21 protein-coding genes are annotated in these 25763 nt (G+C 72.4%); 6 read left to right on the top strand and 15 right to left on the bottom strand.

All coding sequences use genetic code 11. From position 1 onward, the window contains the following. Nucleotides 1-33: 33 nt before the first annotated feature. The 9 genes from ABT288_RS27295 to ABT288_RS27255 are packed head-to-tail and all read right to left on the bottom strand — an operon-like array spanning nt 34 to nt 8419. Nucleotides 34-546, bottom strand: a complete 513-nt coding sequence (locus ABT288_RS27295; protein WP_351612849.1) for a cupin domain-containing protein — start codon at nt 544-546, stop codon at nt 34-36. Between the two features lie 53 nt (nt 547-599). After that, a complete protein-coding gene (locus tag ABT288_RS27290; protein ID WP_351612846.1) occupies nt 600-1442 on the bottom strand; it encodes an amidohydrolase family protein in 843 nt (280 codons plus the stop codon). Continuing rightward, entirely contained in the window at nt 1439-1753 is a 315-nt protein-coding gene (locus tag ABT288_RS27285) for an L-rhamnose mutarotase (RefSeq protein ID WP_351612843.1), read from the bottom strand. The genes ABT288_RS27290 and ABT288_RS27285 overlap by 4 nt, the downstream gene beginning before the upstream one ends. Next, a complete protein-coding gene (locus ABT288_RS27280) occupies nt 1750-2721 on the bottom strand; it encodes an aldo/keto reductase (protein WP_351612840.1) in 972 nt (323 codons plus the stop codon). The genes ABT288_RS27285 and ABT288_RS27280 overlap by 4 nt, the downstream gene beginning before the upstream one ends. Then, nucleotides 2718-3473: an SDR family NAD(P)-dependent oxidoreductase gene (locus tag ABT288_RS27275; protein WP_351612837.1), complete on the bottom strand. Its 756-nt coding sequence runs from the start codon at nt 3471-3473 to the stop codon at nt 2718-2720. The genes ABT288_RS27280 and ABT288_RS27275 overlap by 4 nt, the downstream gene beginning before the upstream one ends. Beyond that, entirely contained in the window at nt 3470-4810 is a 1341-nt protein-coding gene (locus ABT288_RS27270; RefSeq protein WP_351612834.1) for an L-fuconate dehydratase, read from the bottom strand. The genes ABT288_RS27275 and ABT288_RS27270 overlap by 4 nt, the downstream gene beginning before the upstream one ends. Nucleotides 4811-4846: 36 nt before the next feature. Beyond that, nucleotides 4847-5875, bottom strand: coding sequence for an ABC transporter permease (locus ABT288_RS27265; protein WP_351612831.1), 1029 nt, complete (start codon nt 5873-5875; stop codon nt 4847-4849). Next, entirely contained in the window at nt 5868-7358 is a 1491-nt protein-coding gene (locus tag ABT288_RS27260) for a sugar ABC transporter ATP-binding protein (protein ID WP_351612829.1), read from the bottom strand. The genes ABT288_RS27265 and ABT288_RS27260 overlap by 8 nt, the downstream gene beginning before the upstream one ends. Continuing rightward, complete coding sequence (locus tag ABT288_RS27255) at nt 7355-8419, bottom strand: sugar ABC transporter substrate-binding protein (RefSeq protein WP_351612826.1); 1065 nt, start codon at nt 8417-8419, stop codon at nt 7355-7357. Before ABT288_RS27255 ends, ABT288_RS27260 begins: the two co-directional genes overlap by 4 nt. A 163-nt stretch (nt 8420-8582) precedes the next feature. Between ABT288_RS27255 and ABT288_RS27250 the strand changes: the two genes are divergently transcribed. The 4 genes from ABT288_RS27250 to ABT288_RS27235 all read left to right on the top strand — a co-directional run bounded on the left by ABT288_RS27250 (nt 8583) and on the right by ABT288_RS27235 (nt 14578). Beyond that, on the top strand, nt 8583-9314 hold the full coding sequence (locus tag ABT288_RS27250; RefSeq protein WP_351612823.1) for a FadR/GntR family transcriptional regulator: 732 nt from the start codon (nt 8583-8585) through the stop codon (nt 9312-9314). A 148-nt stretch (nt 9315-9462) separates the two neighbouring features. Next, nucleotides 9463-13089 (top strand): CHAT domain-containing protein, encoded by a 3627-nt coding sequence (locus ABT288_RS27245; protein WP_351612820.1) that lies wholly within the window; start codon nt 9463-9465, stop codon nt 13087-13089. A gap of 30 nt (nt 13090-13119) precedes the next feature. After that, nucleotides 13120-13548, top strand: a complete 429-nt coding sequence (locus ABT288_RS27240) for a hypothetical protein (protein ID WP_351612818.1) — start codon at nt 13120-13122, stop codon at nt 13546-13548. A 61-nt stretch (nt 13549-13609) separates the two neighbouring features. Next, on the top strand, nt 13610-14578 hold the full coding sequence (locus ABT288_RS27235; RefSeq protein WP_351612815.1) for a hypothetical protein: 969 nt from the start codon (nt 13610-13612) through the stop codon (nt 14576-14578). A gap of 22 nt (nt 14579-14600) precedes the next feature. Here ABT288_RS27235 and ABT288_RS27230 read toward each other — a convergent pair whose 3' ends face one another. From ABT288_RS27230 to ABT288_RS27205, 6 genes are read right to left on the bottom strand one after another with little or no spacing between them, the layout of a single operon-like run. Further along, nucleotides 14601-17621 (bottom strand): alpha-mannosidase, encoded by a 3021-nt coding sequence (locus ABT288_RS27230; protein ID WP_351612812.1) that lies wholly within the window; start codon nt 17619-17621, stop codon nt 14601-14603. Nucleotides 17622-17659: 38 nt separating this feature from the next. Beyond that, entirely contained in the window at nt 17660-19693 is a 2034-nt protein-coding gene (locus ABT288_RS27225) for an endo-beta-N-acetylglucosaminidase (RefSeq protein WP_351612810.1), read from the bottom strand. Continuing rightward, nucleotides 19690-20946, bottom strand: coding sequence for a glycoside hydrolase 5 family protein (locus ABT288_RS27220; protein ID WP_351612808.1), 1257 nt, complete (start codon nt 20944-20946; stop codon nt 19690-19692). The genes ABT288_RS27225 and ABT288_RS27220 overlap by 4 nt, the downstream gene beginning before the upstream one ends. A gap of 26 nt (nt 20947-20972) precedes the next feature. Next, entirely contained in the window at nt 20973-21878 is a 906-nt protein-coding gene (locus tag ABT288_RS27215) for a carbohydrate ABC transporter permease (RefSeq protein ID WP_351612805.1), read from the bottom strand. Then, nucleotides 21875-22762, bottom strand: a complete 888-nt coding sequence (locus tag ABT288_RS27210; protein WP_351612802.1) for a carbohydrate ABC transporter permease — start codon at nt 22760-22762, stop codon at nt 21875-21877. The genes ABT288_RS27215 and ABT288_RS27210 overlap by 4 nt, the downstream gene beginning before the upstream one ends. A gap of 5 nt (nt 22763-22767) precedes the next feature. Next, nucleotides 22768-24054, bottom strand: a complete 1287-nt coding sequence (locus ABT288_RS27205) for an ABC transporter substrate-binding protein (RefSeq protein WP_351612799.1) — start codon at nt 24052-24054, stop codon at nt 22768-22770. A 219-nt stretch (nt 24055-24273) separates the two neighbouring features. Here ABT288_RS27205 and ABT288_RS27200 point away from each other — a divergent pair, with 219 nt between their 5' ends. Then, nucleotides 24274-25341 carry a LacI family DNA-binding transcriptional regulator gene (locus ABT288_RS27200; protein ID WP_351612797.1) on the top strand — a complete coding sequence of 356 codons (1068 nt, stop codon included), beginning with the start codon at nt 24274-24276 and terminating at the stop codon, nt 25339-25341. A 63-nt stretch (nt 25342-25404) separates the two neighbouring features. Continuing rightward, complete coding sequence (locus ABT288_RS27195; RefSeq protein ID WP_351612794.1) at nt 25405-25761, top strand: CU044_2847 family protein; 357 nt, start codon at nt 25405-25407, stop codon at nt 25759-25761. Nucleotides 25762-25763 lie beyond the last annotated feature (2 nt).

Below are 25763 nucleotides of genomic sequence, written 5' to 3'. Positions count from 1 at the left end.
CTCCGACACGCGGCTTCGACCTACGGGATCGGTCTACAGAGCCGGCCTGCGGGTCCCGTCACCTGTCCGGGGAACCGGGTGCGACCGGGTCCGATAGCGGCTGCGGAACTCGGCCAGCAGCTCGTCGGTCGCCTCGGCCCCGGCGCTCACGGCCGCGTGGACATCGCGGAAGTAGTTCTCGTAACCGGCCGGGGTGTAGAGACACAGAGCGCGTGCGGGGACCTGGCCGCCGTTGCGGAAACCGTGCGGGGTGCCACGGGTGGCGGCGAGCAGGTGTCCGGGGCCGGCCGTCACCTCGCCGTCGCCGGTGTGGAGCGTCAGCTCCCCCTCGAGAACGTAGAAGTACTCGTCGTGTCCGTCGTGCACATGCGGCCTGGCCCCGATGGTGCCCGGGGCGAGGCTGAACTCCTCGAAGGCGAAGCGCCCGCCGGTGTGCTCGCCGGTGAGCCGGAAGAAGTGCGCGACGCCGGCGACGTCGATGAGTTCGCCGTCCTCGGGTGTGCGGAGCAAGGGAGCGGCGGGCGTGTGCTGCTGATGATCAGTCATGCCGGTCATTGTGAGGTACACGTTGCCGAGGGGCTCGTCGCCCACGCCGTGGCTCACAGGCCGTAGACGGCTGTGGCGGTGCCCTCGAAGAGGGCACGACGTTCCGCATCGCCGAGGTCCGCGGTCAACTCGCTCATGGCGGTGTGCACTTCCGTGTAGGTGGCCGCCGTCGTGCACACCGGCCAGTCGGAGCCGAACATCAGCCGGTCGGGTCCGAAGGCCTCCAGGGCCGTGTCCGTGTACGGGCGCAGGTCGGCCGTCGTCCAGGAGGCGGGGTCGGCCTCGGTGACCAGGCCGGAGAGTTTGGCGACGGTGTTGGGGAGGGCGGCGAGCGCGCGCAGGGCGGACGCCCAGGGTTCGCGGTCGCCCGAGGCGATCGGGGGCTTCCCCAAGTGGTCGAGGGCGAAAGTGAGTTGGGGCAGCCGGGCTGCGGCTTCGGCGCAGGCCGGGAGCTGGTGGGGCAGGACGACCAGGTCGTAGACCAGACCTGCGCGGGCGACGGCCGCCAGCCCGCGCCGGACCTCGGGCCGCAACAGCCACTGGGGGTCCGGCTCGCCCTGGACCTGGTGCCGGATGCCTTTCAGGAAGGCCCCGCCGGGGAGTTCACGCAGCCGGGACAGTTCGTCGGCGATGTCGGGGCGGGTGAGGTCGGTCCAGCCCACGACGCCCGCGATCAGGTCGTGCTCGGCCGCCAGCGTCAGGAACTCCGGGGTCTCCTCCGGGACGGTGACCGTCTGGACGAGGACCGTGCGGTCCACTCCCACCGCGCGGGCCTCCGGCTCCAGGTCGGCGAGGTGGAAGTTGCGGCGCAGGGGCTGCAGTTCGAGCCCCTTGATCCAGTCCTGGTCGCGGACGGACAGGTCCCAGACGTGGTGGTGCGCGTCGACGGCTCTCATGGCAGCTCCCAGACGACGGGCAGCCCGGCGTCCGCACCGCCTTGGGAGTAGTCGTGCACGACGTCGAGCAGCTCGGCCATCCGGGCCTGCCAGGCCACGTTGACCGGCAGGCGTTCCAGTTCGGCGAGCAGGCGGGCGTAGTCCGCGCACTCCAGCAGATGGAACAGGTCAGCGCCCCACCGCCAGATGGTCCAGGACGTGGCACCGGCGGCACGGATGGCGTCGGTGAGCTCTTTGGGGACCTCGCGGTGGGCCGCCTCGTACGCGGCGATCCGGTCCGATCGGACCTTGGTGTGCAGGGCGACTCTCATGAGGGGCCCTCCTTCCGGGGCAGCAGGCCGGACTCCCGCAGCTCCCGCCAGAACTCCGGCGGGACGGCGGACGCGAACTGGTCGGCGCAGTCGTGGACTTCGGCGGCGGAGCGGGGCCCGGGCAGGACACTGGCGACGGCCGGGTGGGCGGAGGCGAAGGCCAGCGCGGCGGCGCGCAGAGTGGTGCCGTGCCGCTCGGCGACGGCCTTCATGCGCAGCACCCGGTGCAGCAACTCCGGTGCCACACGCCCGTAGTCGTACGTCGACTCGGGCGTCGGGTCCGCCAGCAGGCCCGAGTTGAAGACGCCGCCGAGGACGACCGACACGCCGTGCTTGGCGGCCGCGGGCAGCAGCTCGGCGCCGGCGCTCTGCTCGAGCAGGGTGTAGCGGCCCGCGCACAGGACCACGTCCACGTCGGTGTCGCGGACGAAACGGGTGAGCATGCCGGTCTGGTTCATGCCCGCGCCGATCGCGCCGACGACGCCCTCGGCACGCAGCTTCTCCAGGGCCGGGTAGCCCTCGCGGAAGGCCTGTTCGGCGTGGTCGTCGGGGTCGTGCAGATAGACGATGTCGACGCGGTCGAGGCCGAGGCGCTCCAGGCTCGCCTCCAGGGTGCGGCGGACGCCGTCGGCGCTGAAGTCCCACACCCGGCGGTGGGCGGCGGGTACGGCGAAACCGTGCGCCAGGTCGTCGCCCGTGCCGTCGGCGGGTTCGAGGCGGCGGCCGACCTTGGTGGAGACGGTGTAGTCGGCGCGGCCGTACTCTCTGAGGGCCGCGCCGAGCCGGCGTTCGGAGAGGCCGAGGCCGTAGTGCGGCGCGGTGTCGAAGTACCGGATGCCGCGCTGCCAGGCGGCCCGTACGGCCTCCCGGGCCTGCTCGTCGTCCACCGGGCGGTAGAGGTTGCCGAGCGTCGCGGCGCCGAAGCCGAGCGGGGTGACCTCGACCCCGCTGCGGCCGAGCCTCGTCACCGGCCCACCGGGCGCAGCCTGAGGCCCTGCATGCCGCCGTCGACGGCGAGGGCGGTGCCGGTGGTGGCGCCGGACAGCGGACTGGCCAAGTAGGCGATGGCACCCGCCACTTCGGCTGCGGAGACCAGCCGGCCGGTGGGCTGGCGGGCCTCCAGGGCGGCGCGTTCGGCGGCCGGGTCCGGGGCCGCGTCCAGCAGCCGGCCGATCCACGGGGTGTCCGCCGTACCGGGGTTGACGCAGTTGACGCGGATGCCCTCGCGGACGTGGTCGGCGGCCATGGCGAGGGTCAGGGAGTACACGGCGCCCTTGGTGGCGCTGTACAGGGCGCGCTGGGGCAGTCCGGCGGTGGCGGCGATGGAGCAGGTGTTGACGATCGCGGCGTGGTCGGAGCGGCGCAGATGCGGGAGGGCGGCGCGGGCGGTGCGGACCATGCCGAGGACGTTGACGTCGAAGACGCGTTGCCACTCGGCGTCGTCGTTGTCCTCGACCGTGCCCTGGGCGCCGATCCCGGCGTTGTTGACCAGTACGTCCAGGCCGCCGAGGTCCTCGGCGGCCCGCTCGACGGCGGCGCGGACCGAGGTGTCGTCGGTGACGTCGGCGCGGTGGGCGAGGAGCGGCTTGCCGACGTCGGCCGGGTCCCGGTCGAGGACGGCGACCCGGGCGCCGCGGGCGGCGAGGAGGTCGGCGGTGGCCCGGCCTATGCCGGACGCGCCGCCGGTGACCAGGGCCCTCAGGCCCTCGAAGTCGCTCATGCGGCCTCTCCCTTCCGGTTGTCGGGGCCGGCGGCCCAGTAGGTGCCGCCGGGGAAGGTGTACCGCGCGACGGACTCCGGGCGCAGGGCCGCGGAGAAGCCGGGCGCGGTGGGGGTGGTGTAGTGGCCGTCGCGGATGACGACCGGGGTGACGAAGTGCTCGTGGAGGTGGTCGACGTACTCGATGACCCGGTCCTCGGTGGTGCCCGAGACGGCCAGGTAGTCGAACATCGACAGGTGCTGGACGAGTTCGCACAGGCCGACCCCGCCCGCGTGCGGGCAGACGGGCACCCCGAACTTGGCGGCGAGCAGCAGGATGGCGAGGTTCTCGTTGACGCCGGCCACGCGGGCGGCGTCGATCTGGACGATGTCGAGGGCGCCCGCCTGGAGGAGCTGCTTGAACATGATCCGGTTGTGCACGTGCTCGCCGGTGGCGACCTTCACCGGGGCCACGGCGCGGCGGATCGCGGCGTGGCCGAGGACGTCGTCGGGGCTGGTGGGCTCCTCGATCCAGTAGGGCGCGAACTCGGCGAGCGCCTTGGTCCAGCGGATCGCCTCGTCCACGTTCCAGCGCTGGTTGGCGTCGACGGCGAGCCGGATGTCCGGTCCGACGACCGCGCGGGCGACCCGGCAGCGCCGGATGTCGTCGTCGAGGTCGGCTCCGACCTTCAGCTTGATCTGCGTGAAGCCGTCGGCGACGGCCTGCGCGGCGAGCCGGCCGAGCTTGTCGTCGTCGTAGCCGAGCCAGCCCGGGGAGGTGGTGTAGGCGGGGTAGCCGCGCTCCAGCAGCCGTGCCCGGCGCTCCCCGGCCCCCTCCCTGCCCCGCCCGAGCAGGTCGAGGGCCTCGGCGGGGGTGAGCGCGTCCGCGATGTAGCGGAAGTCGATCTGCCCGGCCAGCCACTCGGGTTCGGCGTCGGCGAGCAGCTGCCACAGCGGCTTGCCGGCGCGGCGGGCTGCGAGGTCCCAGACGGCGTTGACGACGGCGCCGACCGCCATGTGCATCACGCCCTTCTCGGGGCCGAGCCAGCGCAGCTGGCTGTCGCCGATCAGGTCGCGGAAGAGCGAGCCGGGGTCGGCGCACAGCTCGGCCACGTCACGGCCGAGCACATGGTCCCGCAGCGCGTCGATCGCGGCGACCTGGACGTCGTTGCCCCGCCCGATGGTGAAGACGAACCCGTGTCCCTCGTGCCCGTCGGCGGCGTCGGTGCGCAGCACGACGTAGGCCGCCGAGTAGTCGGGGTCCGGGTTCATCGCGTCGGAGCCGTCCAGCTCGCGCGAGGTGGGGAAACGGATGTCGTGGGTGTCGACCGCGGTGACGCGGGCGGGGGCCTGGGACACTGAAGTCCTTTCGTTCGTCCGGCACTTGGCGGCTGGTCAGTCCTGGGCGCGGCCCGTCGTCACGCGCGCGATCACGAGGGCGACGAGGATGATCCCGCCGTAGATGGCCTGGATCCAGAACGACGGCACCTGGGCGAGGGTGAGCAGGTTCTGTACGACGCCGAGGAGGAGGACGCCGGTCAGCGCGCCGAACATGGTGCCCTTGCCGCCGTCCAGGCTGATGCCGCCGATCACCGCGGCCGCGAACACGGTGAAGATCATGTTCTGGCCCTGGTTGGCGCTGATCGCGCCGACGTACCCGGTCTGCAGCAGCCCGCCGAGCGAGGCGAGCACGCCCGCGACGACGTACACGCCGAGCATCACCCGGTCGACGCGCACACCGGCCGCGCGGGCGGCGTCCGCGTTGCCGCCGATCGCGTACAGGGCGCGGCCGGCGCGGTGGTACTTCAGCACGAACCCGGCGACGGCGAAGGCGACGGCGGCGAGCCACACCGACAGCGGCACGTTGAGGAAGGTGGTGGTGGCCAGGGAGTAGAAGCTGTCGGGCATGCCGAACAGGGTCTTGCCCTTGGTGGCCCCGACCAGCAGGCCGCGCAGCACGATGAGCATCGCGAGCGTGACGATGAACGCGTTGAGCCGGAACTTGACCACGAGGACGCCGTTGAAGGCGCCGATGACCGCGCCGGCCACCGGGATCGCGAGCAGGGCGAGCCCGGCCGGGAATCCGGTGCCCCAGCCGGACTGGCTCGCGGGCAGCACCAGCAGGGCGCCGACGGCGGGGGCGATGCCGACCACCGACTCCAGGGACAGGTCGAACTTGCCGGTGATCAGCACGAGCGACTCGGCGAGCACGACCATCGCCAGCGCGGCGGAGGCACCGAGGATCGAGATCAGGTTCCGCTCGGTCAGGAACGAGTCGTTGACCACCGTGCCGAGCACCATGAGCAGCAACAGCGCGGGTACCAGGGCGAGTTCGCGGGCCCGGCGGAGCAGGACGGTCCGGGCCGACCTGGCGTCCGGGGTCTTCGGGGGTGCGAGCGGCGGGGCGGCCCGGGTGTCAGCCATGGTCAACTCCTTCGATGGAGGCGATCAGCTCGTGGTCGCGCCAGCCGGCCGGGTGCTCGGCGACGACACGGCCGTGGAAGAGGACGAGGACGCGGTCGCAGCGGCGCAGGTCGTCGAGTTCGTCGGAGACGACGAGGACCGCGGTGCCGTCCTCGCGTGCGCTGTCCATGCGCGCGAGCAGCGACTCCTTGGACTTCACGTCGACGCCGGCGGTGGGGTTGATCAGGACCAGCAGGCGCGGGTCGGAGGCGAGGGCGCGGGCCATGACGACCTTCTGGGCGTTGCCGCCGGACAGGTCGGACACGGGCTGGTCGGGGCCCTCGGCGTGGATGTCGAGGCGGTCGATCAGCTCGGCGGCGAAGCGGCGCCGTGCGTCGGTGGCGACGAATCCGGCCCGGCCCAGCCGGTCCAGCACGCTCAGCGTGGCGTTGTCGCCGATGCTCATGCCGGGCACCAGTCCCTGTTCGTGCCGGTCGCGCGGCACACAGCCGACCCCGGCCCGCAGGGCGGCCCGGACGTCCCCGAACGGCAGCTTCCTGTCACCCAGTCGAGCGGTGCCGCCGGTCGGGGTGTGCAGCCCGGCGAAGGACTCGGCGAGCTCGGTCTTGCCGCTGCCGCTGGAGCCGGCGAGCCCGACGACCTCGCCGCGGCGGACGGTGAGGTCGACGTCCTCGTACGCCGGTGAGGTGAGCGCATGCGCTTCCAGCAGGACGGGGGCGCCGGTGCCGGCTCCCCCGCCATGTCCGGCCTGCTCGGCGACGGACTCCCCGGCCATGGCCTCCACCAGCGCCGCCTTCGGCAGGTCGGCGACGGGGGCGGTGGTGATCCAGCGGGCGTCGCGCAGCACGGTGACCGTCTGGCAGACCTCGTACACCTCCTGGAGGTGGTGCGAGATGAACAGGAAGGTGACGCCGGAGTCCTGCAGGGAGCGCATACGGGTGAACAGCCGCTCGATCTCCCGGTTGTCGAGCTGGGCGGTGGGTTCGTCCAGCACGATGAACCGGGCGCCGAAGCTCAACGCCCGTGCGATCTCCACCATTTGGCGGTCCTCGACCCGGAGGTCGGCGGTGCGCGCCTCGGAATCGACGCGCACGTCCCAGGTGTCGAGGAGTGCGGTGGCCTCCCTGCGCAGCCGGCGCCAGCTGATGATGCCGCGGCCGGTCGGCTGCCGGTTGAGGAACAGGTTCTCGGCGACCGTCAGCTCCGGGACGACCGTGGGCTTCTGGTAGACGCAGGCGACCCTGCGGCGCCAGGCGTCCCGGTCGGCGAGCGGGGGCGCGGGCTCGCCGTCGAAGCGGACGGTCCCCGCGTCCGGGGCCTGGAGGCCGGTGAGGACGTTCACCAGGGTCGACTTGCCGGCGCCGTTGCGGCCGACCAGGGCGTGGGACTCGCCGGGCAGGACGGTGAGCCGGCCCTCGGCGAGGGCGACGGTGGGGCCGTACCGTTTGACGATGCCCTCGGCTTCCACGAGCGGTGTACTCATTTGACCGTGTTGCCCCACAGCTTGGGGTCGTCGACGTCGGCCTTGGTGACCAGCGGTGCGGGCAGCTGGTCCTCCAGGATCCCGCCGGGCAGTTCGACGATCACGGAGCCGTGGTCGGTGGGCCCGGGCTTGAACGTCTTCCCCGCCATCGCCGCCTTGATGTAGTACAGGCCGTACCTGGCGTAGGCGTCGGCGGGCTGGGAGACCGTGGCGTCGATCTGGCCCTTGCGGATGGCGTCGAACTCCTGCGGGATGCCGTCGTTGGAGACGATCGCGATGTGGCCCTGCTGCCCGGCCGGTTTCAGCATGCCCTTGGACTTCAGGGTCTGCAGGGTCGGCGCGAGGTACACACCGCCCGCCTGCAGGTAGATGCCCTTGATGTCCGGGTTGGCGCCCAGCAGCGTGTCCAGCTTGGCGGCGGCGGTGTCGGACTCCCACTTGGCGGGGATCTCCAGCACCTTGAGCTTCGGGTACTTCTTCTTCACGCAGGACCGGAAGGCCTCGGAGCGGTCACGGCCGTTGACCGAGGCGAGGTCGCCCATGACCTGTACGACCTTGCCGCTGCTGACGTGCTGTCCGAGGTAGTCGCAGGCCTTCTCGCCGTAGGCCACGTTGTCGGCGCGCACCACCATGGCGACCTTGCCCTTGTCGGGCGCGACGTCCACGGCGACCACGGGCACGCCCTTGCGCTCGGCCTGGTCGAGTCCGGCCTGGATGGCGGCGCTGTCCAGCGGCGCGACCACCAACCCCTTGACTCCCTGGTTGAGTTCGTTGTCGATGTCGGTGATCTGCTGGGAGGGGTCGCTGTTGGAGTTGACCGTCTTCAGCACCTCGACGCCCTCGGACCTGGCCATCTTGGGCACGTAGTCGTTGTACGACTGCCAGAACGGCGAGGTCAGCAGCGGCAGGATCACGCCGACCTTGCCGGTGCCGCCGCCGCCCGCGCTCGCGGTGTCCTTGGTGCTGCCGCAGGCGGCGAGCATGAGCGAGGCACCGGCGGCCAGAGCCACCGCGCCGATGATCCGGGACCTGCTGCGCTTCCTGACAGTGCTGGCGGGCATCTCGCGGCTCCTCGTCGAGGGTGTTCGAGCAGACGCCGCATACTTATCAGACCAATGAGCCGGATCAACACCCTCGTGCACGGAAAATTCGAGGATTCCGGGCGTAGTGGTCGGACCACTTGGCTGGTTAGACTGCGGCGCAGCGGGGGGAAGGAGGAGCGGCGTGGACGAGGAAGAAGTGCCGCAGAAGGGCACGGTGACGCAGCGCGCCATCGAGGAGATCAAGGCGATGATCGCCGGGGGCCGGCTGGAGCCCGGCGAGCGGCTGCCCACCGAACGGGATCTGGCGGCCCGGCTGGGCATCTCCCGCAGCTCCATGCGGGAGGCGATCCGCGCCCTGACCGTGATGGGCGTCCTGGAGGCCCGGCACGGCTCCGGGATCTACGTCACCGCGCTGGAGGCCGGTGACCTGCTGGAGACCTTCGGGGTGGTCGCGGACCTGTCCCGGGGCCCGCGCCTGGTGGAACTCCTCGAGGTCCGCCGGATCCTTGAGTCGACGGCGACCGCGCTGGCCGCCGCACGCATCACCGAGGACCAACTGGCCGCCGTGGGCAAGCACGTGGCGGCGATGAACGCCACCGACGACCCCGAGGAGATCCTCGCCCACGACCTCGCCTTCCACCGCGAGATCGCCGCGGCCGCCGGCAACGAGACCATGGCCGCCATCCTGGAGGGCCTGTCCTCCCGCACCTTCCGCGCCCGCGTCTGGCGCGGCTATCAGGAGGAGGGCGCCTTCGCCCGCACCCGCCGCGAACACGCCGCCATCCACCGCGCCCTCACCGCCCGCGACCCGGAGGCAGCGAGAGCCGCTGCCGCGGCCCATGTCGGCGAGGTCGAGGAGTGGCTGCGGGCACAGCTCGGGGGGCAGAGCGGGGGCGGGCAGGCCGGCGAGTAGGCAACGGCGGCGTCGAGTGGGGCCGGGGAGCGGGTCGGACCGTGGCCCGGCGGCGGCGCGCGGAACCGGGCATCAGACCAGAACCTGGCTCCACGTCTTGTCCGTCGATACGGCCGTCCGCCCCCGGCCCATGTCACATCATGTACGCGTGACTGGAACATCCTTACGGGAAGGGCCGTGCGAGCTGCCCGCCGGCGAGCCCGCCTGGCCGGAACTCTCACCGCCCGAGCGGGACTTGCTCGACCGCCTGCTGCTCTTCGCCCGCGCGGAGAGCGCCGAGCAGCGCTCCGAGGTGCTGCGGCATGAGCGTACGGAGGCCGCGCGCACGGCACTGAGGGCCGAGTGCGACAGCGGGCGTTGGGGCAACATCCTGATGGTGCATCAACTGGGGATGCTCGCCTGGGTGCTTGGCGCCGAGACAGGAGACCGGACGGAACTCGGCGTCGCCGCCCAGTGGTTGGCCGTCGTCCACCAAGCCGATCCCGCACTGCTCCCCGAGCCGCTGCGGTCGGCCCGGCGCGAGCAGTTCACCCCGGAGGAGCTGGCCGGGCTCACGGGAGCCGCGAACGACCGGGAACGCGCGCTGGCCGCGGCGCAGGAGTTCATCGCCGGCGGACTCGGCTGGGCGGCGACGCCCGAGGAGGCCGAGGCGATCTCGGCCTACGTACGCGGCCGTGACCTCTCTCTGCGCGACGAGACGACGGCCGAGGCGCACGGGGCCGCGCGGCAGGCCGTCGCGACCCTTCCGGCACGGCACTGGCTGCGCCCGTACGCCCTCGGACTCGCCGCCAACACCAGTACTCTGGTCGCCCTGGCCCAGGGCGCGCTGTACACCGAGGAGGCGGAGCGCTTCGCACGGCAGGCCGTCGAGGCGGCTCACCGGCACCACCCGCAACGGGCGAGGTCCCTCGCCGCCCTGCACGCGTATCGGGTCTCGGCCCTCAGCTCCTTGCTGATCGACGCCGACATGACCCGCCCCGAGGTCCTGCTGCCGCCCGACGCGTGCCGGGAGGCCGTGGAGCTGGGCCGCGAGGTGCTCGCCCTGCTGGCGGACGACAACCCGCGCGTGGGCGACACCCTGGCGTTCCAGACGTCGGCGCTCTTCCTGCTCCTGTGCGGCGATCCGCACGACCAGGCCCTGCGGACGGAGCTGCTGCGGTACGGGCGGCTCGCCGCGGAGCGGGTCGGCGGTTCTCCGCACAAGGAGGCCACCCGCTGGCTGGAACTGAGCGAGTACCTCAAGATGCTCTTCCTCTGGACCACTGATCAGGAGTTGCTCCTGGAGCTGATCCACGCGACCGGTGCCGCGGACCGGGTGGCGCCGGCGGGGTCGGTCGTCGCGGCGAGGGCGGCCTGCACGCTCGGCTGGGCCGAGTTCCAGCGGGCGGCGGCACGCGGCGACCTGCCCGGCCTGAACGCGGCCGCGGACCAGTTCCTCCGGGTCACCGGGAAGCTCGGCCTGCCGGTCGCCGACGACACCCCCGAGGAGGCGGCGGAGCGGGAGCTGGTCCGCGTCTCCGCGCACAACGACCTGCGAGCGGTTCTGCTGACCCGCTCCGAACTCACCGGCGGTGACCACACGTCCCGGCAGGAAGCGCTGACCCGGCAGCAGGAGCCGGATCCCGGTGCCCTCACCGGCTCCGGCGACGTCTTCGACGTGATCAACCGGCGGCGGCTGGCCGCCGCCCGGCTCCACCAGGCCCACCAGCAGTTCACCGCGCAATGGGTCCAGGCCACCTATGACAACAGACCGAAGGCGCTGCGCAGGGCGGCCGCGCAACTGCGCCGGGCGGCGGACGAGTTCGCCGCCGCGGTGCCGAAGAACCGGGACATGGCCGACGGAAGCCGTGCGGCGGCCGCGCTCGCCGTCCGGCAGGCCGACGCCATGGAGAGCGGTGAGATCGGTACCGCCGTGGGGCTGGTGGCCGATGTGCTGACGGAGGGCTCCCCGGACCGGCTGCTGGACGACTCCGTGTTCGGCCGGGGGGACGACGGACGCCAGGACGTCACCTCACCGCCGGACGGCGCCCAGGGCCCGCGGCAGGGGCGGGACAAGGCACTCGCACGGCGGCATCTCCGGGGGCACCAGGTCGTCCGCATGCGGCTCACCGTGGCCCGGCAGGAGGCTCAGCGAGCGGTCGCGGAGCGGGAACGCGGCATTTCGTACACCGACGCCTGGTCCAGGGCGCTGGCGTTCTGCGAGCGGGCCTGCGCCGACCCGGCCGCCTCGCCCGCCGACCTGCTGCCCGTCACCCGTTTCATGGCCGAGTCGGCCGTACGGCTGGACGACGTGCCGTCCGTCGCACCGCTGCTGGCCGCCGCCGTCCGGGCCGCCGGGACACTGGCCTCGCCGCGTTTCCCGCGCGCCGAACGGGAGGAGCTGCTGGCCCGGTACGTCGACGGGCTGGGGGATGTGGCGTGCGCCGCCGCGCTGCTGGCCGACGAGCCCGCCGAGCGGGCGGTGGCGGTCCTGGAGGCGGCCCGCGGCCTGCTGTCCGCCGGCGCGCTCAGCTCCATGACCGAACTCGGCACGCTGCGTCGCGCACACCCCGAGGCCGCGGCCCGGTTCGAGTCGGCCACGGACGCGCTTGCGGCCGCCCAGGAGATCTCGGCGTCCGCCGGCATGGAGGGCGTGACCCTACGGCACCGAGCGACCGACCGCTGGGAGAGCGAGGTCCGCCGCATCAGGGACCTGCCCGGCTTCGCGGACTTCCTGGAGCCGCTCGACCCGGTGGCGATCCGCGCCCTCGCCGAGCGCGGCCCGCTGATCCACGTGACCGTGCATGCCGTGCGCTCCCATGCCCTCGTGGTCACCGCCGACGGGGTGGAATCCCTGGCACTGCCCGGCGTCACCCCCTCCCTGGCGCGGGAGTGGATCGCCCGCCTGGAACAGGCCGGAGCCGGCACGGCCGCCGGCGCCGGGGAGGTCCGGGGGGTGCTGGGCGAGCTGTGGGACGCGGTCGCGAGCCCCGTCCTTCGCGCGCTCGATGTCGCCGGTCCGCCCGGCTCACCGGCCGGCCGGCGCCGGGTGTGGTGGGTGCCGTCCGGGCCGGCCGTGTTCCTGCCCCTGCACGCCGCGGGCCGCCTCAGCGGTACGCCGGGCGCCCCGCAGCAGGTCCCCGGGGACAACGTGCTCGACCGCGTGGTCTCGTCGTACACGCCGACGCTGCGGGCCCTGCGCCACGCCCGGCTGCGGTCCGCCCCCTCGGGCCGGCCCAGCGTGCTGGCGATCGCGGCCCCGGGCGCGGCCGGCTCCCCGGGCCGGCTGCGCTGGGCCGTCGGCGAGGCCCTGGACGTGCGTGACACCGTCGGCGCCGGACGGTATCTGGCGCCGGAGGAGGCGACCCTGGCCACGGTGGCACAGGCGCTGCCCGAGCACCCCTGGCTCCACTACGCCGGGCACGGCACCGCCGGTGCCCTGGTGCTCGGCGAGGAACTGCTCACACCGTCGGCGGTCGACCGGCTGTCCCTGCCCTCGGCGGAACTGGTGTACCTGTCCGGCTGCGAGACCGCCAGGGGCACCGCCCAGCTCGCCGACGAGTCCCTGCATCTCGCCGGCGCGCTGCACCTGGCGGGCTACCGCAACGCGGTCGGCACCCTGTGGCGCGTCCGCGACGGCGAGGCCGCACAGCTCACCGAGGACTTCTACAAGGGCCTGCGCGCCGCACCCGGCCACGATCCCGCCGCGGCACTCGACGCGGCCGTGCGCAAGGCCCGCCGCCGCGAGCCCGGCCGCCCGGACCTGTGGGCCGCCCATCTGCACATCGGACCCTGACCCCACCGGCACGAAGCGACAGAGAAGAGCATGCGCACCATAGACGAACTGCGCCTCCAGTACGCCGACTTGATGGATCAACAGGCCGACCCGGCGGACGGACCGGCGGTCACGACACTCGCCGTCGACCCGGCCGACCCGCCCTCCCGTACAGCCCTCAGGACCCGGCTCACCGACCTCTTCCTCCAGCAGCACGACCTGGCGGCGGTGGTCCTCACCGCGGGCGAGGACACCCTCGGCGTCGTCCGCCGGGACGCGCTGCAGCCGGACGCGCCCGGCGCGGGCCACACGAGGAGCGTGCCCGGGGCCCAGCCCATGCCGGGCCTGCCCACCCGGGCCCGCGCCCAGTACTACGTCTGCACGGACGCGCAGTGCACGGCCTCGGAGATCCTGCTGTTCGGCGGCGGCCGGCCGCCGGAGTGCCCGCACGGGCACGGCCCCATGGCCGAGGAGGAGTGATGCGGCCGTCCCACCGCCGTCCGGGGCGCCGGGGCCGGACGGCGGGGAAGGAGCGCGGCCGGTGAACCTGTCCGTGCTCGCCCGACCGGCCGGACCGTCGTTCAGCGGCAGGTTCTTCCTGGTCTCGACACTGCCCACCACCCTCGCCGGTACGTATCTGCTCGTGCTGGTGTGGGCGGGTGCGCCCGGCCCGGTGCGGTTCGGGCGTGCCTGGCGCACCGCCGCCGGACTGGGCGTCGGCCCGAGCCTGCTGCTGCTCCTGCTGGTCACCGCGGTCGGCGTGATCACCATGCCGCTGCAACTGCCCGTGGTCCGCTGGCTGGAGGGGTACTGGCCGCGGTACCTGGAACGGCCGGCCCGCTGGTGCAGGGCACGGCAGAGACGCCGCTGCGGGCCCACCGTCGCTGCCCTGACGCGCGAGGAGGTCCGTGACCCCGAAGCCGTCGAACGACGCTTCGCGCAGGGCCATCTGCAACGGCTGCGCTACCCGGTCGAGGACCAGCACCTCTTCCGGCCCACCGCTCTCGGCAACGCGCTCACCGCCGCCGAGTCCAGGGCGGGGCGGCTGTACGGCCTGGACGCGCCGGTGTTCTGGACCCGTCTGGAGCCGCTGTTGAGCGGCCGGATCGCCACGACGGTCAGCGAGCAGCGGGACGCGATGGACGCGGCGGCACGGCTGAGCGTCACCGCCGCGCTGTGCGCGCCGCCGACGGTCTGGCTGCTGTGGCGGTCCGGCTGGTGGCTGCTGCTCGCCGTGCTCCTCGTGGTCGTCTCCCGGCTCGCCTACCTCGCCGCCGTCCACGCGGCCGTCGGCTACGGCCAGTACGTCGAGGCGGCCTTCGACCTGCACCGCTTCGACCTGCTCGGCGCGCTGCACCTGCCGCTTCCCGCCGACCGGGAGCAGGAGCAGCGGGCGAACGAGGCGCTCGGCAGGCTGTGGCGGCAGGGGCTGTCACCGAGACCGCCGCTGCGCTACGAGCACCCGTCCGGCGGCGATCCGGCGGCGCCCGCGTCACCCCCGGGGGACTGACGCGGGCGGCACCCGCCCCGGGTCAGCGCCGCCGCAGCCGCAACGTCATCAGCTGGAACGGCCGCAGCCGTACCGTGAGCCGCTCGCCGTCGCGATCCTGGCCGACCGCGTCGGTCAGGGGCCGTTCCAGCAGGTCCGTCACCGTGACGTCCGTGACCTCGAAACCAGCCGTGAGCGTCGCCCTGGCCCGGCCGCCGTGGGCCTCGTGGAAACGGACCACCACGTCGCCGCTGCCGTCGTCGGCGAGTTTGACGGCGCTGATCACGACGGCGTCGTTGTCGACCGTGACCAGCGGCGCGACCTCGTGGGCGCCGGTCAGGTGCCGTTCCGGCAGGTTGATCCGCCAGCCCTCGCGGACCGCGTCGGCGATCGAGGCGCCCGGGACCAGGGCGTGACGGAAGCGGTGGACGCCCTGGTCGGTCTCGGGGTCGGGGAAGCGCGGGGCACGCAGCAGCGAGACGCGCAGCGTGGTCGTCGTACCGCGGTCGCCGTCGGTGCGTACCGTGCGGGTCACGTCGTGGCCGTACGTCGAGTCGTTGACCACCGCCACGCCCCAGCCCGGCTCCTCCAGGTGGACGAAGCGGTGGTTGCACGCCTCGAACTTGGCGGCCTCCCAGGAGGTGTTGGTGTGCGTGGGGCGGTAGGCGTGCCCGAACTGGGTCTCGGACGCGTACCGTTCCGCGTGCAGGTCGAGCGGGAAGGCCAGCTTGAGGAACTTCTCCGTCTCGTGCCAGTCGACCTCGGTGTCGATGGCCAGTCTCCGCTCGCCCGGCGGCAGCGTCAGCACCTGGGTGACCCGGGAGGCGCCGAAGCTCCGTACGATCCGCACCGACGCGCCGTCCTCGCCGAGCTCGACCGACTCGGCGTCCGTGAGGTCGGTGACGGTGTTGCGGTAGAAGGAGTCGACGTCCCAGGCGTCCCACATGTTCGGGAAGTCCGGGTGGAGTTGGAGCAGGTTGGCGGCCCCGCCGGGGGCGATGGTCTCGCGGCCGGCGTCGAGGTCGTACGCGGAGACGACGAGGCCGTGGGCGTCGATCTCGATGCGGAGCAGGCCGTTGCCCAGGACGTATCCGCCCGCGGCGCGGGGCGACACCTCCGTTCCCTGCGGCAGGCGCGGCGCCCCGGCGCCTGCGGCGGGAACGCCGTGACGGCTGTGCGGTGCCGGGTTGAAGACCAGGTGACGGGACCCCTCCCCCGCCAGGGCGCGCTGTGCCGCGGTGATGATGTCGTTCAGTTCGGCGGCGATCCTCTCGTACGTCGCCCGGGCCTCCCGGTGCACCCAGGCGATGGACGAGCCGGGCAGGATGTCGTGGAACTGGTGCAGCAGGACCGTCTTCCAGATCCGGTCCAACTCCTCGTGGGGGTAGGGGAATCCGGTGCGCACGGCCGCGGTGGCCGCCCACAGCTCGGCCTCCCGCAGCAGGTGTTCGCTGCGCCGGTTGCCCTGCTTGGTCTTCGCCTGGCTGGTGAGGGTGGCTCGGTGCAGTTCCAGGTACAGCTCGCCGACCCAGACGGGCGGTTCGGGGTATTCGGCCTCGGCCTTCTCGAAGAAGGCGCGGGGTGTCTCCCAGACGACGGTGGCCGAGCCCTCGAGGTCGCGCAGCCGTGCCGCCTTGGCGACCATCTCGCGCGTCGTGCCGCCGCCCCCGTCGCCCCAGCCGGTGGGCGCGAGGGAGTGGCGGGCGCGCCCCTTGTCCTTGAAGTTGCTCGCCGCGTGGGCGAGTTCGCTGCCCTTCATGGAGCAGTTGTAGGTGTCGACGGGCGGGAAGTGGGTGAAGATCCGGGTGCCGTCGATGCCCTCCCACTGGAAGGTGTGGTGCGGGAACGTGTTGGTCTGGGACCAGGAGATCTTCTGGGTCAGCAGCCATTTGGCACCGGCGGCCCTGATGATCTGCGGGAGTCCGGCGGCGAAGCCGAAGGTGTCGGGCAGCCAGGCCTCCTCGTTCTCGATGCCGAACTCGTCGAGGAAGAACCGCTTGCCGTGCACGAACTGCCGGGCCATCGCCTCCGAGCCGGGCATGTTGGTGTCCGACTCCACCCACATCCCCCCGGCCGGCACGAACCGCCCCTCCGCCACGGCCTTCTTCACCCGCGCCCACACCTCGGGCCGGTGCTCCTTCACCCAGGCCCACTGCTGGGCCTGGGACATGGCGAAGACGAACTCCGGCTCGTCCTCGATCAGCGCGGTCATGTTGGAGGTCGTACGGGCCACCTTGCGGACCGTCTCGCGCAGCGGCCACAGCCAGGCCGAGTCGATGTGCGCGTGCCCGACGGCGCTGATCCGGTGCGCGGACGGTACGGCGGGGGCCGAGAGCACTCCGGTGAGCTGCTCCCGGGCCCGGCCGGCCGTGCCGTTCACGTCCTGGAGGTCGACGGCGTCCAGGGCCCGCTCGACGGCGCGCAGGATGTCGTGCCGGCGCGCGGAGTCCACGGGCAGCTCGGCCATCAGCTCGCCGAGCACCTCCAGGTCCATGACCAGCTGCCACACCGGCTCGTCGAAGACGGCGAGGTCCATGCGGGCGAGGGTGTACTGCGGCTCGTGTCCGGCGGTCTCCTTGTCGCCGAGCCGCGTGGGCCGGAACGGGTGGTAGTCGAGGATGACGGGGTTGGAGGCGGCCTCGATGTGCAGGACCACCTCCTCGCCGCCCGCCACGGGGGCGCCGATGCGCACCCACTGGTTGCGGGGGTTGAGGCCCTTCACCGGGGTGCCGTCGGGCCGGTAGACCAGGCCCTCGCACTGGAAGCCGGGCATGTTCTCGTCGAAGCCCAGGTCGAGCAGGGCCTCGACGGTCCTCCCGGCCCACGCCTCGGGCACGGTCCCGGTCACCCGGAACCAGCTGGTGCCCCACGGAGCACCCCACCGGGCACCGGCCTCGACGGGCTCCGGCTCGGCGGCGAGTCCCTCCTCGACCGGCACGGGCTCGCCGGGCGCGTGCCACACCGCGACCTGCAGCGGCACGGACTCGGGGTACACGGCGGGGCGGATGCGTTCGTCGAGGACGCGCCTGAGGCGGGCTTCCACCAGAGTGCGGTCGTCATGCATGCGGGGTGCTCCCTGCGGGTTCCGGGTGATGGCGGTCGTTACCAGGGGTGGGTGACGGTGACGGGGGCCGAGGTGGTGTAGAGCTCCCCCACGGCGCGCAGTTCGAATCGTGCGGCGGTCTCCCCTTGCTCGGGCTGCAGTCCGGTGAGGAAGAAGGCACGCTGGCAGGTGCCGCCGAGGAAGCGGCGGGTGCCGTCGGGCAGGAGCCGGTGCAGTTCGTAGTGGCGTACGGTGCCGGGGGCGGCGTTCCAGGCGAGGCGGAGGTCGCCGCCGGTCGCGGCGGTGACGCGGGCGCCCGTGGGGGCCTCGGGGGTGGTGGCGGAGTCCCGGACGGCGAGTCCGCCGAGCCGCCAGCGCACCGGGCCCTCGGTGGCGGTGAGCCGGACACCGAGGGCGTGCACGGTGCCGGTGCCGGTCAGTCCGGTGAGCGGAAGTGTCACGGTCTGCCAGCCGTTGACCGAGTTCACGCGCAGGCCGCTGTTGACCGGGTTCACAGCCAGATAGGTGTACGGCGGAATCGCCCCGGCCCCGCTCGGCTCGGCCGTCGCCACCGCCAGTTCGAGGTTCACAGCGCCCGCATCGGTCCGGGAGGTGAGTTCGACAGTCGTGTTCACACCGACCGGCAGCCGGGTCGCGTACAAGTCCAGCACGATCGGTTGACCGAGTTCACCGTCCACCAGCACGCTGCTGCCGCCCCGCCAGGCATCGGCGAAGTCGAAGGACACCGCCGGCCGCTCCCCCGCAGTACGCACCACCCACCGCCGCGCCGGCAGCCGGTCCTGAAGCCCGAGGTGGTTCCAGGCGGCGTCCGAGGCGACGGCGCCGTCCTCGTACCAGCGCAGCCCGTGCCCGGCGTTGAACACGGTCGCGAACGGCAGCGAGGTCACCGTGGACCGGTCCGCGACGGACACGGCCGGCGCGCGCCACGGATCGCTCGCGTCCGGCCGGGACGGATCCAGCGACCGCCCGGTCCAGAACCGGTCGTCCGCGGCGTGGAAGTCCTCCGGAGCGCGCTGGTCGGCGGGCAGGTGGTTGCGGGTCCACTCGGGCCGGTAGAAGCCGATCGAGGTGGTGTGCGGCCTGCCGGACGGCACGATCGCGTCCCAGTCCACCGACGTACCGGACCCGTTCGACTCGACGTCGACACCGGCCCACAACGCGTAGCGGCTGCGACCCAGTTGTTCCGCCTTCGTCCCCGAGGAGGCGAGCGTGGCCGCGCTCCACCGGAAGTCCACGAACATGTCGTCGGCGGCCTGGAAGAAGGCCTGGTTCTGGCTGTCGAGCGCGCCCTGCCAGCTGACCGTGCCGTTCACGGTCATCGCGTCGTACCAGGTCACCCGCTGTCCGCGCGCCGCCCCGAGCGCCTCCAGCTCCTTGACGAACCCGAGCATGGCCTGGCCCAGCGCGGTGTTCCCGCCGCCGGTCTCGGCGTTCACGAACCAGCCGTCGAAGCCGTAGGCCGACGCGACCGCGACGAGTTGGGCGGCGAGCGGGTAGTGCCCGGTGGCGTCCTTCTGCACGAGGTCCCGGGTCCACTGGAGCCGGCCGCCGTACGCCACCGGGGGCAGGAAGATGTTGCCGAGCACCGGGACGCCGTGCCGGTGGGCCGCGTCCACGATCGGTGCGTTCGGCGCGAGGATCAGGCCCTCGCCGGCCGAGCCGCCCCAGAAGACCAGCTCGTCCAGGTAGGCCCAGTGGGTGAGGGCGTAGTAGTCGGCGGTGGCCGAGCCCTGGGAGGGATTGCCGGACGTCGGTCCGAAGGAGACGAGGGCCTGGACGCGGGCCTGGCCGGAGCGTGCCGTGGTGTTCGCCGGGGTCGGGGTGAAGCGGGCGGCGAGCGGCACCGACGCGGCATTGAAGGCGAGGTCGGGGTCGTCGGCCGCGCGCCAGCTCTTCAGACTGCGCCAGGTGATGCCGGGGCCGGGGCTGCCGGAGGGGAGCGAGTCCGGATACCAGTAGGAGGCGTACGGCGGGGTCGCCCCGGCTCTGGGGCGGGCGGCCGCGAAGGCGGGCGGCGGCAACAGGCCGGCGGCGGCGCCGGCGATCAGGACGGTGCGTCTGCTGGGTTTCACGAGCGGGTGCCTCCGTGTGGGGTGGGGAGTACCTGATCCGGAGTGACGACCTCGGTGATGCCGCGCGCGGCGAGGTGGTCCTTGTCGTCCGCGTGGGTCTCGAGGACGGTGGTGGGGCGGGCGCCGTCGGCGACGAGCCGGAAGAAGGCGTCGAAGACGGCTCCGCCGGGGGCGCAGCGGGAGCGGCGGCCCGGATGGCCGGGTACGACGAGGGCCGTGGTGCGCGGGACGGCCTCCGCGTGCGGTGAGCGGGCGGCCGCGGCCAGCACCCGGGCGATGTCCTTCGGCTTGCGCTCGTTGGTGAACAGGCCGAGCCCGTACTCGAGTTCGGGGAAGTCGGCCAGGTCGCGCGAGACGTCGTAGGAGCACCACCAGGTGATGCCCCACAGGTCGGGGCAGTCCAGGGCATGGGCGACGGTCGCCTCGGCGAAGCCGGCGGCGTGCTCGGCGGGCACGAGCGGCGCGGGTGCCCCGATTTCCTGCAGCCATACCGGCCGGTGCGGCTCCTCGGCCCAGGCCTTGCTCAGCTCGACCAGGTAGGCGGCGTGGTGCTCGGCCGGTACGGAGGTACGGCCGTGGCGCTGGGCGGTGCCGTTGAACACCCAGGAGTGCACGGCGGTGAGGTCGCCGAGCCGGGCGGAGTGGCCGGGGGTGAAGGGCTGGTCGTCCTGGTACCAGGCGGCGTCGTAGGAGGCGTGCAGGTGGAGCCGGCCGGGGGCGCCGTCGGCGCAGGCGGCCAGCATCCGTACGAGCCACAGTTCGGCCTCGTCGGCCGTGATGCGGTCGGGGTCGGGGTGGGGCCCGGCGGCGAACTGGTTGACCTCGTTGCCGACGGTCATGCCGAGGAAGTTCGGCCGGTCGGCGAGTGCGGCGGCGAGGGTGCGCAGGTAGACGGCTTGGCCCTCGACCACGTCGGGGTCGGTGAAGAGGTTGCGCCGGTGCCAGGTGCGCGTCCACGCGGGCAGGAAGTCGAAGCTGCTCAGGTGCCCCTGCAGGCCGTCGACGTTGAGGTCCAGGCCGCGTTCGGCGGCGGCGTCGGCGAGGGCCACGAGTTGCTCGACGGCGCGTGGGCGGATCAGGGTCCGGTTGGGCTGGAAGTAGGGCCACAGCGGGAAGACCCGGATGTGGTCGAGGCCGAGCCCGGCGATCGCGTCGAGGTCCGCGCGCACGGAATCGAGGCCGAAGTCGAGCCAGTGGTGGAACCACCCTTCGCTCGGTGTGTAGTTGACGCCGAAGCGCACGGCAGGGGGCATGGAGTGTCCTTGTGGCATACGGGTGTTCAGCCCTTGACGGCGCCCTCGCCGACCCCGCGGAAGAAGTACCGCTGCAGGCAGGCGAAGAGCGCGATGAGCGGGGCCACGGCGATCACGGTGCCGGCGGCGACGAGGCGTTCGTCGTCGGCGAAGGTGCCGTGCAGATAGTTCAGGCCGATGGTGAGGGTGAACTTGGACGGATCGCTGAGCACGATCAGGGGCCACAGGAAGTCGTCCCAGGCGCCCATGAAGGCGAAGATCGCGACGACGGCGACCGTCCCCTTCACCGACGGCAGGGCGACGCGCAGGAACCGCTGCCAGACGGTGGCGCCGTCGACGTAGGCCGCCTCCTCGATCTCGTACGGCAGGTTGCGGAAGGCGTTGCGCATCAGCAGCACGTTCATCGCGCCGATCGCGCCGGGCAGCACGACCCCGATGAGCGTGTTGTTCAGGCCGAGTTCGCGCATGGTGGTGAACTGGGCGATGACGATGCCCTCCACGGGCACGAGCATCGCCAGCACGAACACCAGCGTGGTCACCTTCCGGCCGTGAAAGCGCAGGCGGGCCAGGGCGTATCCGGCGAGCGCCGAGCCGGCGCAGTTGGTGACGACGTTGGCGGTGGCGACCTTCAGGGAGTTCAGGGCGTAGTCCCAGACGGGGATGGTGTCGGCGACCCGCGTGTAGTTGTGCAGGGTGGGACGGTCGGGCAGGAACGACGGCGGTGAGCTGTAGATGTCCTCGGTGGGGCCCTTCAGGGAGGTGGACAGCTGCCACAGGAACGGGCCGACGGTCAGCGCGAGGACGGCGAGGAGCAGCAGGTAGCGCCAGACCAGCTCGCCGACGCGGATACGGCGGCCGTGTTCGTCGGTGACGCGCGGCTCCTTGCGCACGGTGACCGGCTGCTCGGGCCGTACCTTCTCCAGGACGGTCATGACTCCTCCCGGCGGTCGGCGCGCAGTACCAGCAGCATGAGCGCGACGGTGACGGCGAACACGACGACCGACAGGGCGGAGGCGTAGCCGACCCGGCCGGTCAGGCCGGTGCCGGTGCGCTGGACGAGCATGACGAGGGTGGTGTCCTCGCCTGCCGGGCCGCCGCTCGGGCCGGCCATCAGATACACCTCGGAGAACACCTTGAAGGCGGCGACCGAGGAGAGCGCGGCGACCAGGACCATGGTGGAGCGGACGGCGGGCACGGTGACCGAGAGGAAGCGCCGCACCGGACCCGCGCCGTCCACGGCGGCGGCTTCGTGCAGTTCGCGTGGCACGTTCGCCAGCGCCGCCAGATAGATGATCATGTAGTAGCCGAGGCCTTTCCACACCGTGACGGCCATCGCGCTCAGCAGGAGCAGCCACTGGTCGCTGAGGAAGCCGACGCGGCCGATCCCGGTCGCCTCCAGCAGGGAGTTGACCAGGCCGCGTTCGTCCAGCAGCCACACCCAGATCAGCCCGACCACCACGATCGAGGCGACGACCGGGGTGTAGAAGGCGGAGCGGAAGAAGGTGATGCCGGGGATGTTCTTCTGCACCAGCAGCGCGAGCAGCAGGGGCAGGACGACCAGGGCGGGTACGACCCCGAGGACGTACAGGGAGCTGTTGCGCAGGCCGGTCCAGAACATGTCGTCGTGGAGCAGCTCGCGGAAGTTGGCGAGGCCGACGAAGTGGCCCGGCAGCAGGGTGCGGCGGTCGGTGAAGGAGTTCACCAGGGTGGAGACGAACGGGTAGAGCACGAAGGCGCCGGTGACGAGCAGCCCGGGTGCGGCGAACAGCCACGGGCTGACGGGTAGTTGGCGCCTGACACGGACCGAGGTCGCCATGGCCGTCAGCCCTGCTGGAGCAGCCGGTTGGCGGCGTTGACAGCGTTGTCAAGAGCCTGCTTGGGGCTCTCCTCGCCCTGGAGCGCCTTGGCCACCTCGTTGCGCAGCGCGGTCTTCATCTGGTCGCTGAACAGTACGGGCGTGTAATTGACGGCGCTCTTCAGGGACTTGGCGGCGGCGATGCGCACCCGGGTCTCGTCGGTGCCGTCCTCCTTGGTGAAGTACGGGTCGTTCAGGGAGCCCGCGGTGCTCGGGAAGATCGCGACCTTCCTGGCGAAGGACATCTGGTTCTGTGCGTCGGTGACGAAGTGGGCGAAGGCGACGGCGGCCGGGGTGTGCCTGGTGCGGGAGTTGACCATGACGCCCATCACGTACATGTTGACGTGCCCGGTGCTGGTGATCTGGTCGGTGATGCCGATGTTCCTGTAGAGGCTCGGCGCGTTCTTCTTGAAGTTGTCGAGGTCGAGGGCGCTGCCGGGGTTCATGGCGACGGCGCCGGTGAGGAACTTCTTGCCGGAGGACTCCGGGGTGGCGGTCAGCGCCTGCGGGTCGAGGGCCTTGGCGTCGTACAGCTCCTTGTACCTGGTGAGGAGTTCGACTCCCTTGGCGTCGTTGAAGGCGAAGGCGGTGCCCTGCCGGTTCATCAGGGTGACGCCGTAGCGGCCGAAGTCCTCGATGGTGGGCACGTTGGCGAGGGTGGCGACCTTGCCGCCGCTCTTCTTCGCCATCCGCAGGGCGTCGGCGAAGAGTTCGTCGTACGTCTTCGGCGGTTGGTCGGGGTCGATTCCGGCCTCTCTGAACAGGGCCTTGTTGTAGAAGAGCGGCCCGGTGTTCAGGTACCAGGGGAAGGCGTACGTGCCGCTCATGCCCGGCACCTGGTGGCCGGCCCAGGCCCCCTCGAGGTACTCGGACCTGTACGTGCCGGCCGCCTTGTCCAGGTCGAGCGCGAGGCCCGCCTTGGCGAGCGGGGCGACCAGGTCCGGGGAGACGTTGACGACGTCGGGCAGGGTGCCGCCGCCGGCGTCCGCGCTGAGCTTGTCGGGATAGCCCTCGGCGGGCTGGTCGATCCACTTCACATGCGTACCGGGGTACTTCTTCTCGAAGTCGGCTATGAGGCCGTCGAAGTACGACTGGAAGTTCGCGCGCAGATTCCAGGTCTGGAAGGTGATGTCGCCCTGGATCGTGCCGGAGGCGTCGGTCGAGCCGCCGCCGTCGCCGCCCGAGCCGCAGGCGCTCAGCGGCAGGACGAGGGCGGCGGCAGCGGCGGCGAGGGCTCTGCGGGACATGGGCACGGTGACACGGCTCCCTTGCGGTGTGGGGCTGTGGGGTGGCGCGAGAGACCTTGCCCGCGCCGTTCGAGGGAAGTCAATGCATTCACCGGACTAAAGACATCCGCAGTTTCATTAGTGCAGGTCAGAGCGGTCCGGGCGAGAGCTTGCCGTCATTCACTAATGCGCTTTAGAGTCTTGACACTCAAGCGCATTAGCGAGCATCGTCAGGAAGGGGGAAACGTGCCGACCAAACGGTCACCCGCACGCCGGCCCACGATGAAGGACATCGCCCGGCGGGCCGGGGTCTCCGAGAGCGCCGTCTCCTTCGCGCTCAACGACCGCCCAGGTGTCTCCGAGGCCACCCGGGCGCGGGTCCGCCGGGTCGCCGAGCAGCTCGGCTGGCGTCCCAGCACGGCCGCCCGCGCGCTGTCCGGCGAGGGCGCGGCCACGGTCGGCTTCGTCCTCGCCCGTCCCGCGCACACCCTGGGCGTCGACTCCTTCTTCCTCCAGCTCGTCTCCGGCATCCAGGAGGTGCTGGCCGAGCGGCACTTGGGCCTGCTCTTCCAGGTCGCGGAGGACGTGAGCGAGGAGTGCGCGGTGTACCGGCGCTGGTGGGCGGAGCACCGGGTGGACGGCGTCCTGGTGGCCGACCCGCGCGCCGACGACCCGCGCCCCGGCCTGCTGGACGAACTCGGGCTGCCCGCCGTGGTGATCGGCGGCGCACCCGACGTACGGCACCCCGGCCTGTCCACCGTCTGGGCGGACGACGCCGGGGCGATGGCCTCCGTGGTGGACGAGTTGACCGCGCTCGGCCATCGCCGGATCGTGCACATCGCCGGACTGCCCGGCCTGGCCCACACCCAGCGCCGTATCGCCACGCTGCGCGCGGAGGCGGAGCGGCGCGGGCTCACCGAGGTCCGCTCGGTCACCACCGACTACTCCGACGCGCAGGGCGCCGCCGTCACCCGCCGCGTCCTCGGCGACCCGCCCGTCCCGACGGCGCTCATCTACGACAACGACGTGATGGCCGTGGCCGGCCTGGCCGCCGCCGCCGAACTGGGCTTCCGTGTCCCGCAGGACGTGTCGCTGGTCTCCTGGGAGGACTCGGCCCTGTGCCGCATGGTCACCCCCCGGCTGTCCGCCCTCTCCCGGGACAGCGCGGAGTTCGGCCGCACCGCGGCACGCGAACTGCTGCCCCTGCTGGACGGCAACCCCGCCCGCTCGGTGGGAGTCCCCGTGCCACGACTGACAGGGCGCGGCAGCACAGGCCCCGTACCGGGCAACATGGCGACGGAACAGGCCCCTTGAGCCATCGGCCCGCCACTACGATGGGCCGTCCGGCTGACGTTGTGACGGGGAAGGGGCGCGGGCTTGGACGAAGAACGGGACGCGGGCGGCGAGACGGTCGTACCGGTGGAGATCGACGGCCAGAAGGTGCTGCTGTCCGTCGGTCCGGGTGGCCGGCCCGCGGGTCCGGCACTGGGTGAGGAGCAGGAGATCGGCTGGGGCCGGCCGCGCCTGGAACCCGTGCTCGACGGCCTGACGGCGCTCGCCCGCGCGATGGGCACACGCCTGCAGCAGACCGGGGCGTCCAGGGCGACGGTCGAGTTCGGCTGTGACATCTCCTTCGACACCGGGCAGTTCCTCGCCGTCGTGGGCAAGGCGTCCACCAGATCCACCTGGAAGGTCACTCTGGAGTGGACCGCTGCGGAGGCGCCGGGAGCGTAGCG

The sequence above is a fragment of the Streptomyces sp. NPDC001093 genome, from assembly GCF_040298985.1.
Lineage (GTDB): Bacteria > Actinomycetota > Actinomycetes > Streptomycetales > Streptomycetaceae > Streptomyces.
Note: the sequence above shows the minus strand (reverse complement) of the source record. Positions and strands in the feature narration are given on the sequence as shown.

Bases quoted from the DNA above. Each gene is read 5' to 3' on its own strand.
- ABT288_RS27215 (WP_351612805.1), bottom strand. From the start codon at position 21,878: ATGACCGTCCTGGAGAAGGTACGGCCCGAGCAGCCGGTCACCGTGCGC.
- ABT288_RS27220 (WP_351612808.1), bottom strand. From the start codon at position 20,946: ATGCCCCCTGCCGTGCGCTTCGGCGTCAACTACACACCGAGCGAAGGG.
- ABT288_RS27240 (WP_351612818.1), top strand. From the start codon at position 13,120: ATGCGCACCATAGACGAACTGCGCCTCCAGTACGCCGACTTGATGGAT.
- ABT288_RS27255 (WP_351612826.1), bottom strand. From the start codon at position 8,419: ATGCCCGCCAGCACTGTCAGGAAGCGCAGCAGGTCCCGGATCATCGGC.
- ABT288_RS27230 (WP_351612812.1), bottom strand. From the start codon at position 17,621: ATGCATGACGACCGCACTCTGGTGGAAGCCCGCCTCAGGCGCGTCCTC.
- ABT288_RS27275 (WP_351612837.1), bottom strand. From the start codon at position 3,473: ATGAGCGACTTCGAGGGCCTGAGGGCCCTGGTCACCGGCGGCGCGTCC.
- ABT288_RS27290 (WP_351612846.1), bottom strand. From the start codon at position 1,442: ATGAGAGCCGTCGACGCGCACCACCACGTCTGGGACCTGTCCGTCCGC.
- ABT288_RS27285 (WP_351612843.1), bottom strand. From the start codon at position 1,753: ATGAGAGTCGCCCTGCACACCAAGGTCCGATCGGACCGGATCGCCGCG.
- ABT288_RS27260 (WP_351612829.1), bottom strand. From the start codon at position 7,358: ATGAGTACACCGCTCGTGGAAGCCGAGGGCATCGTCAAACGGTACGGC.
- ABT288_RS27265 (WP_351612831.1), bottom strand. From the start codon at position 5,875: ATGGCTGACACCCGGGCCGCCCCGCCGCTCGCACCCCCGAAGACCCCG.
- ABT288_RS27210 (WP_351612802.1), bottom strand. From the start codon at position 22,762: ATGGCGACCTCGGTCCGTGTCAGGCGCCAACTACCCGTCAGCCCGTGG.
- ABT288_RS27295 (WP_351612849.1), bottom strand. From the start codon at position 546: ATGACTGATCATCAGCAGCACACGCCCGCCGCTCCCTTGCTCCGCACA.